The sequence below is a fragment of the Vibrio barjaei genome (assembly GCF_001639065.2).
Classification (GTDB): domain Bacteria; phylum Pseudomonadota; class Gammaproteobacteria; order Enterobacterales; family Vibrionaceae; genus Vibrio; species Vibrio barjaei.
This window is the reverse complement of sequence record NZ_LQXO02000009.1, coordinates 33,293-48,414: the sequence shown is the minus strand read 5'-3', so window position 1 is coordinate 48,414 and position 15,122 is coordinate 33,293. Positions and strand designations below refer to the sequence as shown.

Here is a 15,122-nt window from a genome sequence, read left to right as displayed (position 1 = left end):
TCCTACAACTTATTTAAGTTCAACAGTAACTTTACCGGTACGAATATCGTACTCGAAGTAATGACGGTTACTTTCGTTTTGTGTATAGCGACATTTAGTACTGCTCACTGCCTGCGCTAAGTACTTAGTGCCTTTTGAAGGACTGTTTGTATACTGCTCAACAGCTGGAGAGTTTTGCAGCAAGTTCTCCATCAGGAATACACACGCTTCAACATTTACGTTGTTGCTATTGTTAGCGTTAGTATTACTTGGGTAACCATCGCGGAAGCCTGTAGATCCATCTTCCGAGCGAGTCAACCAGAAACGAGTTCCATCGTAATCAACATAGTTATTTACACCTGACTTAGTTCGGCCATTAGCTTCCCATTGCGCGCGAGCCGATAACACACCAGTTGCAAAACCACCAGCAACCGCTTCAACGCTAGATTCTTTTGCGCTTTCTGTTACATCAACAAATCGTGGTAGAGCCGCTACTGCAAGTAGACCTAATACCACAATAACCACGACTAACTCGACCAGCGTAAAACCTTGAGCTTTTTTCATTATTTGATCCATTTATATCAAAAGTGTGATTTTCTGCCCAAATTATAACTAGTTAAATAATGATTACAAAGCATTAACGTCAATTTTATTACTCAAGTCAAAAAAATGACTTCCATATGCAAGCTATTAATTTTAATTGCTTTAATTTCAATATCAGTATTTATACCGTATACACAACTATAGGTATTTTTATCAATTCGCTCTGATTTTATAAATAAATTCTGTTTTATAGAATCTGCATCATTGTAAAGCACTGATAACAAGTAGTTACAGTTTCTATTTTCATTATTTGATAAGGTAATCCAACCGGTTTGGTCAAATTTTACGACGTTATTATCAACTTGTAGATAGTTGGGTTGTTTCTCTATCAGCCAAACTTGATGTAATTCATTAATGCGTTGCTGCATGATCTTACCGATCACTACCGCTTGAGTACGGATGATTTTTTCCTGATTACGATTCACCGTAGATAAGAAAAAACCTACAAGCGCTAAAATCACACAACTCCAAATTAGCCAGCGCAGCGCATCTCTTTGGAAAAAGACACTCTTGATAGCCATCGCTCGTTACATTCCTTTCATGGCATCGAGCATGCCCCACATAGGCAGGAAAATGCCAAGAGCCAGTATTAGTACCATTCCAGCTACCACAGTGAGCAAAATCGGCTCAATTCTGGCGGTTAGAGTCTTCAGATCATAATCAACTTCTCGATCGTAAAAATCCGAAACTTCGATCAGAAGCTCATCGATACGACCCGTTTCCTCTCCGACAGAGATCATCTGAATAACAAGCGGCGTGAAAATATTGGCGTTAATCGCAGTTGAAGACACCGTGCTTCCGGCCTCAATAGCCGCCTTCATTTCCATAATGCGGTTTTCCAAGTACTTGTTGTCTATTGCTTCAGCCGATAACGCCAATGACTGATTCAAAGGCACGCCAGCACGAAGCATAAGAGCAAATGTTCTTGAGAAACGTGAAAGTTGAGCACGATTTACAATGCCGCCGACAATAGGCAGCCTCAACTTAATATGATCCCACTTTTCCCTACCAGCGGCCGTAGCAAGCCAAGCACGAAACGCAAACAAACTGCCAGCCATCGCACCCAATAAGAGCGGCCAATAACCGACGAAGAAATTTGAGGTCGTAATCAGAATACGAGTGGGAAGAGGAAGATCGACGCCAAACCTGGCAAACATATCAGCAAACTGAGGAATAACTTTGATATTCAGTACAAACAACGCAGCCACGATAAAGGTCAACACAAACGTTGGGTAGCGCATTGCCGCCTTAATACGCTTACGAGTTTCGACTTCTTGCTCATAATAGGCAGCCAGTTGCTCTAACGCTTGATCTAAACGTCCCGTATTTTCACCTACAGCAATCATAGAAACAAAAAGTGGACTAAATACGCGAGGATGAAGCTGCATACAACTCGATAAGTTACGACCATTAGTTAGTTCATTAACGACTTCTTCCAAGGCGTACTTCAACTGCTTGTTGGTACAGTTTTGCGTCAGGCCCTTCATGGAGCGTAACAGTGGCACACCGGCTTTCGTTAAACTGAACAACTGACGACAGAAAATAACCAGCACTTCTAAAGGTACCGCCGGCGCTATCAATGCACTTAGGGTGTCACTAAATGACGTTGACTTACCACCTTGTGAGATCGACGTAGGAATCACCCCACGAGAGATCAAAATCTCCGCCGCGGTTTCTTCACTGGCAGACTCTAGATGACCAGAAATCTCTGAACCATCAAGATTGCGCCCTTTATAACGATAGGTTGGCATTGTCTTATCTCTAGCTATAAACCATTAAACTAAATGTAAATAGGTTCGATGCTACCGGAAGCATCCCCTTCACCCAGTGCCATCACTTCATCTAAGCTGACGGTTCCTTGAATCGCGAGTTCCATTGCGGACGCGAGCAAGGGTTTATATTCTTTTGAGGCTCTAGCTCGCTGTGAGAACAGTACAGCATCATTCGCCCGTAAGGCGTCCATCATTCCTTGGTCGAGTTCCAGCATTTCAAATACGCCTATTCGCCCTCGATAGCCGGTTAGGTTACAGTTTTGGCACCCCTGCCCTTTATGGAAGGTCATCTCCGTTTGATTAGGGAAGCGAGTCATCAGCCATTGCTTTACATGCTCATCCGCTGGGTGCTCACGTTTGCAATCGGGGCAAATTCTTCTCACCAAACGTTGGGCAATGACCGCTCTTACGGCGCTAGCAACTAAGTACCCAGGAGCCCCCATATCCATCATTCGTAATGCACTATCGACAGAATCATTGGTATGCAAGGTTGTAAGGACCAAGTGCCCGGTTAATGCAGCACGCAAACCAATTTCCACAGTTTCTTGGTCACGCATTTCGCCAACAAGAATGATATCGGGGTCTTGGCGCAGGAAAGTTCTCAGGATCGATGAAAAGTCCAAGTTAATTTTTGGGTTTACTTGAACCTGATTGACTCGAGGCAAACGATATTCAACCGGATCTTCTGCAGTAATGATCTTTTTCCCAGGACTATTTAACTCAGTCAGCGCACCATATAAAGTCGTGGTTTTGCCGGACCCCGTTGGTCCAGTAACCAAGATCATTCCATGAGGGCGACGCAACTGCTTTCGCAATTTAATCAGCAGATCATTTGGAATCCCCGACTCTTCAAGCCTTCTGACACCTGTTGATTGGTTAAGCAGACGCATGACCACAGATTCGCCATGTTCAACAGGCATAGTCGACATACGAATATCAACAGATTGTCCTTTGGCCCTAATATTAAATCGGCCATCTTGAGGTAGACGCTTTTCCGAAATATCCAAATTGGCCATAAGCTTCAGTCGCAGTACCATTGCTGGCGCAACATTCACTTCATTTAATAACGTCTCATGTAACACGCCATCAATACGCTGTCTAAGACGCAACACGTCGGCATCTGGCTCAATATGAATATCAGAAGCACCTACTTGAATGGCATCTTCAAACAAAGAGTTAATCAGCTTAACCACCGTCACCTCTTCGCTTTCATCTTCTTCAATATTGAAGTCAAAAGCATCCGTCGACTGATGCTCAGCATGAAGCTGCTCTGCAAATGAAGCGATTTCTTTGGTACGACGATAATAGCGGTCAAAACCGTCAAGCAATTGCTTTTCGGGGGCAATAACAAACTCGATAGCGTATTGACCGAGTTGGTTTAACAACGATTCCTGAACAAAAAGATCCGCAGGATCGCTCATCGCGACTCGTAATGTATCATCTCGACGACCAATCACCAGTGCTCGCAAGCGTCTCGCATGAACTTCAGGAAGAAGCTGAACGGCATCCACATCGACTTGTGCCCGACTTAAGTCGATCAATGGTAAAGCTAATTGTTGCGACAAAAACGTTAGCATCTGCTGCTCGGACAGCGCAGCTAGCTCTATCAGAGTTGCACCAAGTTTTCGCCCTGTATTCCGCTGAATCGACAAAGCCTGCTGCAGCTGCTGCTCATTGATAATGCCTTCTTCAACCAGTAGATCCCCGAGACGTTTACGAAGTTTAATTTGCATCATTACTTCCTTCGAGGTTTTCTATGACCTTAAGTCTGTCGCGAATAAATGCTTTCGACTGGCTTGAGACACCTATCTTTTCGAGCGCGTTTTTATAAGAGTTTTTAGCCAGTGAAAACTCCATTTTACGTTCCTGCTGAATAGCAAGACCCATCCACCAACGAGCATTTTCGCCGTCTTGTTGGGTAAGTAACTCATAGCTTTGATAGGCCAAATCGGCTTGTTTATTTCGCTGCGCGAGACCGGCTCTTAGTGATAAGTATTCAATCGATGGATACTCAGGCAGATAAACCAATGGCGTGAGGGCGGCCTCCTGTTGATTCTCTTTGATAAGCAATTTCGTTAACGCCAAACGTAACCTTTCACCAGAAGAGTTACGATTAATCCCTTCTTGCAAAAGTTCATACGATTTTCGAGTCTGACCTTTACCGTAGTAGAGCGCCGACAATCGTTGTCTCACTTGCTCATTTTCCGGTGCGTATCTAAGTGCCGCGGTATAATTCTCAAGTGCACCATTAATATCATTGGCATCAATCGATTTCTTGGCACGTTGAATGGCTTTTTCCGCTAACTGTTCCGAACTGAGTTCCACTTGCTCAACCACCATCTCTCCACCGTTGGCTTGCGGCTCTACTTTACTTGGAGATAGTTGGGCTAACAAAATAGGTTCAGAAGAGGACGGTAATACGTGCGTATCTGCCATCGTAGTGACGGCTTTTGACGGGTCTTTGACTAGCGATACACGCTGAGTATCAGTCAGGTTTGCCTTTGGTAATTCAAACACATCAGAAGAAGCGGAGCCTAAATTCGCTGTCGGTGAGTTCAGTTGAGCACGAGGCTGCGCTAAAGAGTGCGCACCTTCTTGAGATATACTCATAGAAGGTGACGTATTTGCCGTCGAAAATGCCCAGCTTCCCATCGCTAAACTGACTAAGACTCCAACCCCAATCCACACAATGGGAGAGGTATTTCTCACTTTAGGTATCACAGCTTGCTCAATATTCACATGAGAATTATTGGGGTTACTCGTCAGATTTGATAAGGCTTTATTAATCGCACTCATAGTTATTTCCATCCCCAGAGCACTGGGTATTTGAATATCGGCTTGGTGGCATCGAAAGTATCTTTTATCGCCAGATACAAATGGCGGTTTAATACCTGCTGGCTGTTGTCACCAAACGCTAACAACAGTGTTTTATGGCAAATTTGGTGCACCAATCTTGGAACGCCTTTGCTTGCTCGCCAAATGGCAACGAGTTGATGATGACTGAACAGTTCTTCCTCACGTCCAGCACTCATCGTTCTCTGTTGGACATAAGCAAAACACTCATCTTTTGCCATGGAACGTAATGTGGCGCTGAAGGTGATTCGCTGTCTAAATTGCCTTAGGTGATGCTGCTCAAGTCGCGCATCCAGTTCAGGCTGACCAAACAGCACTAAATGCATCAACTTGCTATCTTCGGTCTCTAGATTTCCTAATAAACGAAGCGTTTCTAGTGCTTCATCAGATAAGGCCTGAGCTTCATCAATCAAAGCTACTACTGGCCGCTTGGACTGCTTGGCTTCGATAAGTTTTTTCTGAATATCATCGAGCAACGTATGTTGCTGGCATTGCTCTATGCCAAGTTCTTTAGCAATAGCAATTCTTAACTCAGCACCGGACAAAACCGGATTGGGCAGATAAACTAAACTGTAATCAGCCTCGAGCTGTTTGATTAACATTCGGCAGACTAGGGTTTTTCCAGTGCCCACTTCTCCCGTGACTTTGAGGACCCCTTCGCCAAGTGCCACTCCCGCCATCACAGTCTGAATCGCCTCATAATGTGGCGATAGACCAAAAAACAGCGCAGTATTAGGCGTCAGCGCAAATGGGTATTGCTCAAATCCGAAATAGTCTAAGTACACCGTTTATCGTTCCAATAGCTTCAACTCAAACGTCAAGCCCTAAGCCTTTTAATCTTCAGGGAACCACTCGTTAAGCAAGTCTCGAGAACGCTCAACTTCTTTCTGCCATGTATTCACGCCAACAACAGTCGGACGTAGCAAGATAACCAGCTCCGTCTTTTCCGTCACGTTTTGCGTATTTCGAAACAGGTGACCCAGTGCAGGGATATCGCCAAGATATGGTACTTTAGAGACCATTTCTGTGGTTGCCGATTTCATCAGGCCACCAATCACCACAACGTCGCCGTCAGCAGCACGGATAACGGAATCTGATTCACGAATAGAGCTTTTCGCTAGCGGCACAATGATAGAGTCCCCTAACACTTCTATCTCTTTTTTCTCTTCTTGAACTTCAATAACCGCGGGATGAACATGTAGCAGAACATTACCTTTTTCATCAATTTGCGGCGTCACGTCCAAAGAAATGCCCGAGAAAAAGGGCGTTAATTCAACTTGAGGCGCTACGTTGGCATTTTCACCAGAACCAATAACCGTTGAGATATCGGTAACGAAGTACTCATCGGTACCCACTTTGATAACCGATTTTTGGTTGTTGGCGGCGGTAATTCGAGGACTAGAAAGGACATTGAGATCGCCTTGCGTCGCCATAAAACTCAATACGGCTTCAAAGTGTCCGTCTGTAATAGTCACATTGGTTTGCCCACCTAACAGGGTTCCAATCTGATTTAAAGGTGGTACTGGGTTTTGTGCTGGTCGAGAGATAGACACACCACCACTACCAATTGCCGCACCAATATTGCTCCAGCTAATGCCTTGTTGATATCCGTCGCTCAACGTTACTTCTAGAATTTTTGCTTCCAGAATCACTTGACGATGAAGCCGCTGCTGCGACATATCTAAAAACTCTCTAACCTGACGAATTTCATCGGGATAAGCGCGTAACGTAAGTAAACTGGCTTGAGGGGTAACCACTACACTGCGGCCGTCACCAGTACCTATCAACTTACTTACCGCTTGCTCAAGCGCAGGCCAGAAATCACTCTCACTGGTGGTTTCAATGCGAGTACCACCTTGCTCATTATTGTTGCTATTACCACCATTAACATTATTTGAGCTCGATGAACTGGACGAGTTCGAACTTGAGCTGTTCGAGTTATTGTTTGAGTTACTGCTATTGTTGTTATTGCTCGAATCTCTGCTGGAGATGGTTCCGGTCGTGATCGAGGTTAATGAGCGACCTGAACGTTTGAACTGCAAGTAATCCACTGGAATAGAAACTGTGCGTAAGCCCGCGGGATACACTTGGATGATTCGACCTTTTTTCTCAATGTCATAACCATACATATCACTAACGTTATCCAGTACTTCATCTAACGTCACATCACTCAAGTTAGCAGTAATTTTACCCGATACGCTCGGGTGGATAGACACGCTGTACTCGGTTCCTTTTACCAAACTGGTGAAAAATGCTTTGGCTTCAACGCCATTGGCTTGCACTCGGAAACGCTTCAGCGTTCGGCTCGAATGTGAGCCCGTCTGAGCGTCTAGCTCAGGCATGAGGTCGGCTTCCACCGTTGGGGGTAACTCATCTAGGCTCTTGTTATTGGCATTGTTCACCGATTCATTGAGACTTTGCTTTATTTCAACCGGATCTCGATGTCCCATTGAACATCCCACCAATGCTGCGATACATATACCGACTACTACCTTACGCATCATATTCTTATAGCCTTAGTTTTTTACGTCCATCGCAAATAAGCCAAGTTTCCACTGCTTGCCTGCGCGCTGAAGGAAGAGATTTTCACTGTTGATATTGACTACTTTGTAGCCGTTGATGACATCACCTTTTTCAACCACTTTGTCGTTCATCACGGCTGAACACGGCATTGCCTGTTCACAGACAATGCTTTGCAGTGTCGGCAATCGGTACACCACTTTTTTCTTCGGTTTCGTTTGTACTTGTGTTGGCTCAGCCCACCCTAAAGGTGCAGTGGGATCTTGGGTCGCCCACGAAGACATGGAGACACTCAAGAAGGCGATAAACATTGCTCTAACCACAAACATTGCTCTAACCACCGATAAACTCCTTGCGAGTGCCCAGAGTGTACACTTCTAAAATCAAGCGAGCTTTGGGGTGTTTTTCCACATCATATTTAAAGCTGCGCCAATAATATTTAACCGGCATTTGCTCCAACTCAGACAGATATTTGGCGATAGCAAAATAGTTACCCGTCAATTCAATCTTAACCGGATGAAGAAAGTAACCGGAGTACTCACTTGCTCCATCAGTGCCAGTAATAGGCTCTGGTGGTAGTGACTCAAGAGCGACAAGTTTCAAGCCTTGGCTCTTGCTTAACACCAATTCAAGCAGGTTCGTCATTTGAACCGGTGAGATAAGATTATCCACCAACCCAGAGAGCTGTTCTGATAACGCTTGGCTCTCATCAATTAATCGATTGAACTCAAGATTAATGTCTTTGTCTGGATCTTGCTTGAGTTGGCTGCTCAACACTGAAAGCTGCCCCTCTAATTCCATGTTTTCACTGGAAACTTGTTCAAGCTGTCGTTCCAAACGGCTCTTTTGCAATAGGCTAGGTTCTAGCAACAGCAGATAAAGCATCATAGCGACAATGACGAAAGCACAGATTGAGAGTAACGATTTTTCTCTTGTACTTAAGGCAAGGAACTTCTGATCTAACTTCAGCCAATAGTCCTTCACTACTTAGCCTCCAGCACTTGTGTCGCATCCACCTTTTCACCCACATTTGCCACAGAATCTAGAGACCGGATTTCTGGGCTAGTACGCAATTCAAATGTCACAACGTCATTAGTATTACGACCAATTTTCAAGGTTTTAAAGGTTCTTCCAACCAAACTTTGCTCTTGTTTGAATTGCCCAACCCAGTTTGGAATCACACTGGCGTTTCGTGCTAATCCAGAAATATCAATATTGCTCTTATCAAGGTAAATATGTTGAATTGAAATGTCGTTTCTTCCCAACGTTGCAAGCGAGTTCATCACACTTGAATAGCCAACTTGCTGCTCTTTGTCATAGTCATCTACCGCATCCAACGCGTCTTTTTTCGCGGCGATCTCTTGCTTTAAGCGCTCTACAGCTGCAACTTTAACCGGAGAAGGTCGATGTGACTCCAACGCTGCTTTTTGCTGGCTTAATTCATCGTGTAACGAGTCCGCGCGAGACTCCGATTGTGCAAGCTCGTTTTCTATTTGAGCTGTTGAAACTGAAATATACCCATAAACCGCAACAGCAGCTGTTACTGTCAGAGCCATTACAGACGCAACTCGAGTTAAGGTGAAATGCTCTTGTTTAGGCTTTAAATACGATGGATACAGGTTAACTGCTGGTCCTTCCAACTGCTCACTGGCGATTTGAGCCAATAGCGCTCCAGACCACCCCGTGCGCTCAGAAACTAGAGGCATCACTTTGACATTCAATCGTGCGGTGAGCGCTTCAGCCAGTTGGGTTTCCGATTCTTCATCACAACAAACTTGCAACGAATACACGCCACCTGTTTTTAACTGCGATGATAGATAGTCAAGAGACCTTTGCAGCTCAAGTGCTAAGCTGTCGACATCAAGTCCAATGGTTTCATCTTGAATAACAGGACCAGAAGCACTACGAATGGTTCGATGGAAAATCGGCAATTGTTCAACAAAAGCACTGACTCGATAATGATGAAAACGACTTCTTTGCAGTAAAACCGCACTGTGACTCTCTTTTTGAGCTCTTGCCCAAAACAGCTCTTCTGGAATAACTTGAGATAGTTCCAATCCTAAGTTTTCTAATACACCACGAAGCTGCAACAGCCAGGATTTCTGAATCACATAGGCGGTTGTTTTATTCAAGCTTGGCAACTCAAGACCATCGGCAACAATCTCAGTCACTCGCTCACTGATAACATCCTTTAATAAAAAAGGCAGAGCTTGAGGCCACTCAGATTTTGGTATTCTTGGCGTGTCTATTTGATAGGTATGATAAAGGTCGCTACCAATGACAACGTTGACGCCTTGGCCCTTGGTTGCTTTGGGCTGCAGAAGTTGCTCAAGCGCCTTTTGCCAATTGCTGGCAGTAATGTCACAGTTACTAACCTTAAGCTGTCCTTTCTCTGACAAAAAGACGCCGTCCGACTGCATAATAACTACCATTGGGGAAGTATTCGCTTGTTGCGACCTAAATCGAGCAACGATGTTTTTAAACGTCATAACATTTCCGCGTTAGGTTCTTTTCCAACGATTTCTTCGTCCAGGCTTTATCATTGCCGCTTTTGGCTTAGGATCTGGCATGAGTTGTGTTTCAGCTGCAAAATAACGTCCTTGACCACCGCTAACACCAAGATCAAGCAGCGTATGCCACTCTTTTTTATTTTCCACACCTACGGCAATCACTTGTGTTTTGGAGTCCCCACAAGCACCAACCATGCTGCGAACAAACAATTGGTTTTCATCCCGATGATCAATTTTCTTAATTAAGCTGCGGTGCAACTTAAGATAATCTACTTTCAGATCTTTGATGTAATGAGTACTCACAATCGAACGGCCAGCCTGACCAACAATTACTGTGCACCCTAAACCGGACAGCATTCTAACAACTGGACGAATATAGTCCAGATGTTGAACTAGTCTTGCCTCGGAAAATTCAAAGCTTAATTGTGAGCGTACCGCGATAGGTAACTGTAACAACTCATCACGAAACCACTTAAAATAACCTTTATTGGCAAATGGCACGACATAAAGATTGATAGAAATCGGTAGAATAGCCGGACTTTTCTTAATGTTTCGTAACACTTTATTGAGCACAGCACGATCAAAATTGGACTCGTAGCCGACTTGAAGCAAAGCAGAATGGAATCGTGACGCTTTAACAATGCCTCGTTCCGGATCTTCAATTCGCGCAAACAATTCTTTGTGAAGTACGTCGAGCTCCTTCCCTTTTTCGTACAAATAGCAGGGTTGCGAAAAAATAAGTAGATTCTCAGGCAGAAGCGCTTTATCAAACAATGTACGCCAACGCACACTGCCACGCTCATCGAATTTTTGGACTTGCTTGCTAAAGCGACTCCAGTTATTCACCTTTTGCAGTTGAGCACTTTTCAGCGCCGTTTCTGCTTCTTCCATGATGCGCCCTTGGCGTTCACCTTCGGAATACATACTGACACCAATGTGACACCAGTTCTCTTCATCAAGAGGCATTGGCGGCGTGATTTTTTCAAGCTGACGGATACATTGATTTGCTAGGTTAGCAACATCTTTGCTGCTTTGATGCGGAATAAATACGGCAAAATCGGCGTCATAGTAACGCGAAAAAATCACATCTGGGTATTTCTGAACCGCGTTGGAAATCACTTCACCGACTTCCACTAGGAAGTCATCTGACGTCGATTTACCTTGAACCTCCTGAACTTGATCCCAGTCTTCGATGCGAAATAGCATAACACCACCCTGAGCACCACTTTCATGTATCGCAGATTCGAGTTTACTATCAAATAGCATTCGATTTGCACTGCCGGTCAATGGATCAAGGAAGGTTTGTGTGCGAATAAAGGTGTCAAATCGGCTGCGCTCTTGGCGAGCATCCTGCAATTCTTCGATTAGAATGTCCAAAGCTTCACTAGCGGTATAAGGCCATTCTCTTTCATCGCCTTTAGCAAACTGCTCTACTCGACCACCTAAGATCATCCGTCCTCGCTCTTCCAATAACTCTGAGCCAACTAGCTGTTTACGAAGCCACTTCACCCCTTGCATTAAGCAAAAGACAATCAACCCAAAGGCTAAAGTGACCGACCACATGGCTTCAATGGAATAACGCACATCCAAATATGGGGGCAGCGCGGTAAATTCGACGCGATAGCCATCATTGCGCTCTAAATCAAAACCTTCTCGATACACAATGGTGCGATCTATGGTTGGAGAAGTGTTTTTGTATCGGTATACCACGCCAGCTGAAGAGGTCAGCTGCATCTCAATGATATTACTGGCTTGCAACATCTTAGGCATCCAGCGCTGCATCATATAGGCTGCATCGGGGTCTTCTAGTTCTTTATCGATAACTCGAACAATGCCAGCCAAGTGGTGATTGAGGTACTCTTGGCCCATCCTTTTAATGGATAGTGTTCCGCCAACAAACAGAATAAATACGGCACTCATGACAATTACTGTCACAAAAGCCACTAAGCGAGTGCTCAGTTTGAGGGTGGGAGTTTGCCTCATAGGTACTAAAGTCCTTTTTGAACCGATGATGTCATTAACGTTTGTCGTCCGAACTCAACTCGTTGATGCAACAAGAGAGATTCATGCACACATTATATAAAATAAGCTATCGCGTTAACTGTTTGTTATATCAAATTTACTATAACCCGTTAAGCAACAAGCAATGCGTTGTCTCTAAGAAACAAAAAAAACCGCGAATTCATCGCGGCTTTTCTATGCAAAAATCAAATAGAACTTAATTTGATTTGATATTCAGCATTGATTAAAACGGGATATCGTCATCGAAGTCCATTGGTGGCTCATTGTACTGCGGCTGCTGTTGAGCAGGTTTTTGCTGAGCTGGTTGTTGTACAGGTTGTTGAGGCTGTCCCCAACCCTGTTGTTGAGGAGCTTGCTGCTGCATGCCACCACCTTGGTTCATGCCGCCTTGCATACCACCCTGCATAGGAGCACCACCACCTTGGCGGCCACCTAGCATTTGCATTACGCCGTTGAAGCCTTGAACAACAACTTCCGTTGTGTAGCGGTCTTGACCACTCTGGTCTTGCCACTTACGAGTTTGCAGTTGACCTTCAATATAAACTTGAGAGCCCTTACGCAAATATTCACCAGCAACTTCCGCTAGCTTGCCAAACAGAGCAACGCGATGCCACTCAGTTTTTTCACGCTGCTCGCCTGTCGCTTTATCACGCCAAGATTCAGAGGTTGCGATTGTAATATTCGCCACGGCACCGCCGTTTGGCATGTAACGAATTTCTGGGTCGTTACCTAAGTTACCCACTAGAATGACTTTGTTTACTCCACGGCTTGCCATGTTTTGCTCCGTAACCACAGTGTGTTTCAAATTAGCCCAGTAGGATAACACGAACCACTGGTACCGCAACAGCGCTTATCCTGAGGATGCCAAAATAACCCTTTCCCCCTCGTTATTACGAGCGAAGCAAACAATGATAAACTTTATATTTATATCAATTACTTAGATATTTTAACTCACTCTCAAACTACTTTTTTATCACTAGAACATAAACTACATACTCGTCAGTATGCATAAAAACCACGAGTAAAAGTGTGCTATGAGAAGAAATAATTACCAACGCGTCATTCAACATGTCACTCTTAATCAAGAGGACTCGGTTACCAAAAGGGTAAAACGCTTATCCCATCTAAGCATTAATGCTATTGAAGCCATCACTCCTCAAGATCTACTTTCAACCGCTTCCGGTTCTCGTAATCGCATTTTGCTCTTTGATTACGAAGAATCTTTAGATCTTTTCCAACAAGTGTTAAACCTACCTTTAGCAAGCAAGAACTTTGAGACAGTACTGATCAATGTTCCGCATCGGTTAACTACCGAGGAGATCCTTAGATATGGTCATATAAAAGGCCTCTTTTACAGCCACGAAGACGCTAAGAAAGTCGTGATTGGTTTGGGAGAAATCATTAACGGCAAAAACTGGCTACCGCGAGAGGTAACCAGCCAACTGTTACATCACTATCGCCACGTAGTTTCAGCAAACACCTGTCCTACTGTGGTGGATTTGACGGCTAGAGAAATCGAGATCCTTCGATGTCTGCAATCGGGAGCCAGCAATTTGCAAATATCTGAAGACCTATTTATTACTGAGTCGACAGTAAAATCTCATCTTTATCAGATATTTAGAAAGCTCTCTGTAAAAAACCGCTTACAAGCGATAGCTTGGGCCAATCAAAACCTCCTCTCTTAACAATACACACAACACATCTTCATCTATGTAGAGAGTTCGCGATGATTTTTCACAGCAAAACAGAGCGAACTCTGACACATTTCTACTGTCATAAACTAACGATACTATGTAGACTTAGGTCCAATCGCCCGTCAGTGGCAACAAATTAAAACGAATAAAGATAAAGGGTTTTATCATGATCAAGAAGTGCCTATTCCCGGCAGCTGGTTACGGAACTCGCTTCCTACCAGCCACGAAATCTATGCCTAAAGAAATGATGCCAGTGGTTAACAAACCATTGATTGAATATGGTGTGGAAGAAGCCATTCAAGCGGGAATGGACGGAATGTGTATTGTTACCGGTCGTGGTAAACACTCCATCATGGATCACTTCGATAAAAACTACGAGCTTGAGCACCAGATTAGTGGCACTAATAAAGAAGAGCTTCTCGTTGATATCCGCGACATCATTGATTCGGCACAATTCACCTACATTCGCCAACGTGAAATGAAGGGCTTGGGCCATGCGATTTTGACTGGTCGTGAGCTTGTAGGTGACGAACCATTTGCCGTCGTTCTAGCGGACGACCTTTGTGTTAACGAAGATCAAGGTGTACTGGCTCAAATGGTTGCGCTCTATAAACAGTTCCGCTGCTCAATCGTTGCGGTTCAAGAAGTGCCTGAAGATGAAACGCACAAATACGGTGTTATCTCTGGTGAAATGATTAAAGACGATCTTTTCCGTGTAGATGATATGGTTGAAAAGCCTGAGCAAGGTACAGCGCCTAGCAACCTAGCGATCATTGGTCGTTATATTCTGACCCCAGATATTTTCGAACTCATCGAGCAAACAGAACCAGGCAAAGGCGGTGAAATCCAAATCACTGATGCCTTGCTTAAACAAGCAAAAGCTGGCTGCGTGTTGGCTTACAAATTTAAAGGTCAACGTTTTGACTGCGGCAGCGTAGAAGGCTATATCGAAGCAACGAACTACTGTTTTGAGAATCTTTACCTAAAAGATGAGAAAACCGCAGAGCTTGGCAAACACGCAACGAAGAAAGCGTAATCTAAGCCTTGAGCTCACAGAATAAACGGTAAGCCGTAGCGCTACTTTCATCGAGAAGTGGCGCTTTTTACATTTATAGACCTGTTTTTTTATCCAGTATTTCTTTGCACAAACTTCACACTATGTAATACTT

At 44.2% G+C, this 15,122-nt stretch carries 14 protein-coding genes; 2 read left to right on the top strand and 12 right to left on the bottom strand.

Going from position 1 to position 15,122, the window contains the following annotated elements:
- Positions 1 to 9: 9 nt before the first annotated feature.
- From AWH66_RS04800 to AWH66_RS04745, 12 genes are all read right to left on the bottom strand, one after another.
- Positions 10 to 546 (bottom strand): prepilin-type N-terminal cleavage/methylation domain-containing protein, encoded by a 537-nt coding sequence (locus AWH66_RS04800; RefSeq protein WP_394629710.1) that lies wholly within the window; start codon positions 544 to 546, stop codon positions 10 to 12.
- 89 nt (positions 547 to 635) lie between these two features.
- Positions 636 to 1,103, bottom strand: a complete 468-nt coding sequence (locus AWH66_RS04795) for a hypothetical protein (RefSeq protein WP_063605917.1) — start codon at positions 1,101 to 1,103, stop codon at positions 636 to 638.
- A gap of 6 nt (positions 1,104 to 1,109) precedes the next feature.
- Positions 1,110 to 2,333: a type II secretion system F family protein gene (locus AWH66_RS04790; RefSeq protein ID WP_063605916.1), complete on the bottom strand. Its 1,224-nt coding sequence runs from the start codon at positions 2,331 to 2,333 to the stop codon at positions 1,110 to 1,112.
- A gap of 29 nt (positions 2,334 to 2,362) precedes the next feature.
- Complete coding sequence (locus AWH66_RS04785; protein WP_063605915.1) at positions 2,363 to 4,087, bottom strand: GspE/PulE family protein; 1,725 nt, start codon at positions 4,085 to 4,087, stop codon at positions 2,363 to 2,365.
- On the bottom strand, positions 4,077 to 5,150 hold the full coding sequence (locus tag AWH66_RS04780) for a tetratricopeptide repeat protein (protein ID WP_063605914.1): 1,074 nt from the start codon (positions 5,148 to 5,150) through the stop codon (positions 4,077 to 4,079). Before AWH66_RS04780 ends, AWH66_RS04785 begins: the two co-directional genes overlap by 11 nt.
- A 2-nt stretch (positions 5,151 to 5,152) precedes the next feature.
- Positions 5,153 to 5,992 (bottom strand): ExeA family protein, encoded by an 840-nt coding sequence (locus tag AWH66_RS04775; RefSeq protein ID WP_063605913.1) that lies wholly within the window; start codon positions 5,990 to 5,992, stop codon positions 5,153 to 5,155.
- 48 nt (positions 5,993 to 6,040) lie between these two features.
- A complete protein-coding gene (mshL, locus tag AWH66_RS04770) occupies positions 6,041 to 7,708 on the bottom strand; it encodes a pilus (MSHA type) biogenesis protein MshL (RefSeq protein ID WP_063605912.1) in 1,668 nt (555 codons plus the stop codon).
- A gap of 15 nt (positions 7,709 to 7,723) precedes the next feature.
- Positions 7,724 to 8,050, bottom strand: coding sequence for a hypothetical protein (locus tag AWH66_RS04765; protein ID WP_063606136.1), 327 nt, complete (start codon positions 8,048 to 8,050; stop codon positions 7,724 to 7,726).
- Positions 8,051 to 8,060: 10 nt separating this feature from the next.
- Positions 8,061 to 8,711 carry a type II secretion system protein GspM gene (gspM, locus tag AWH66_RS04760; protein WP_063605911.1) on the bottom strand — a complete coding sequence of 217 codons (651 nt, stop codon included), beginning with the start codon at positions 8,709 to 8,711 and terminating at the stop codon, positions 8,061 to 8,063.
- Positions 8,711 to 10,216, bottom strand: a complete 1,506-nt coding sequence (locus tag AWH66_RS04755) for an MSHA biogenesis protein MshI (RefSeq protein ID WP_143081467.1) — start codon at positions 10,214 to 10,216, stop codon at positions 8,711 to 8,713. The genes gspM and AWH66_RS04755 overlap by 1 nt, the downstream gene beginning before the upstream one ends.
- A gap of 12 nt (positions 10,217 to 10,228) precedes the next feature.
- Positions 10,229 to 12,220 (bottom strand): RNase E specificity factor CsrD, encoded by a 1,992-nt coding sequence (gene csrD / locus AWH66_RS04750; protein ID WP_063605909.1) that lies wholly within the window; start codon positions 12,218 to 12,220, stop codon positions 10,229 to 10,231.
- 262 nt (positions 12,221 to 12,482) lie between these two features.
- Positions 12,483 to 13,034 (bottom strand): single-stranded DNA-binding protein, encoded by a 552-nt coding sequence (locus tag AWH66_RS04745; protein WP_006070982.1) that lies wholly within the window; start codon positions 13,032 to 13,034, stop codon positions 12,483 to 12,485.
- A 259-nt stretch (positions 13,035 to 13,293) separates the two neighbouring features.
- On the opposite strand from AWH66_RS04745, the gene AWH66_RS04740 reads away from it, so the two are divergent.
- Together AWH66_RS04740 and galU are read left to right on the top strand one after the other, a co-directional pair.
- Positions 13,294 to 13,944 (top strand): LuxR C-terminal-related transcriptional regulator, encoded by a 651-nt coding sequence (locus AWH66_RS04740; protein ID WP_063605908.1) that lies wholly within the window; start codon positions 13,294 to 13,296, stop codon positions 13,942 to 13,944.
- Positions 13,945 to 14,119: 175 nt separating this feature from the next.
- Positions 14,120 to 14,989 carry a UTP--glucose-1-phosphate uridylyltransferase GalU gene (galU, locus tag AWH66_RS04735; protein WP_006070978.1) on the top strand — a complete coding sequence of 290 codons (870 nt, stop codon included), beginning with the start codon at positions 14,120 to 14,122 and terminating at the stop codon, positions 14,987 to 14,989.
- Positions 14,990 to 15,122 lie beyond the last annotated feature (133 nt).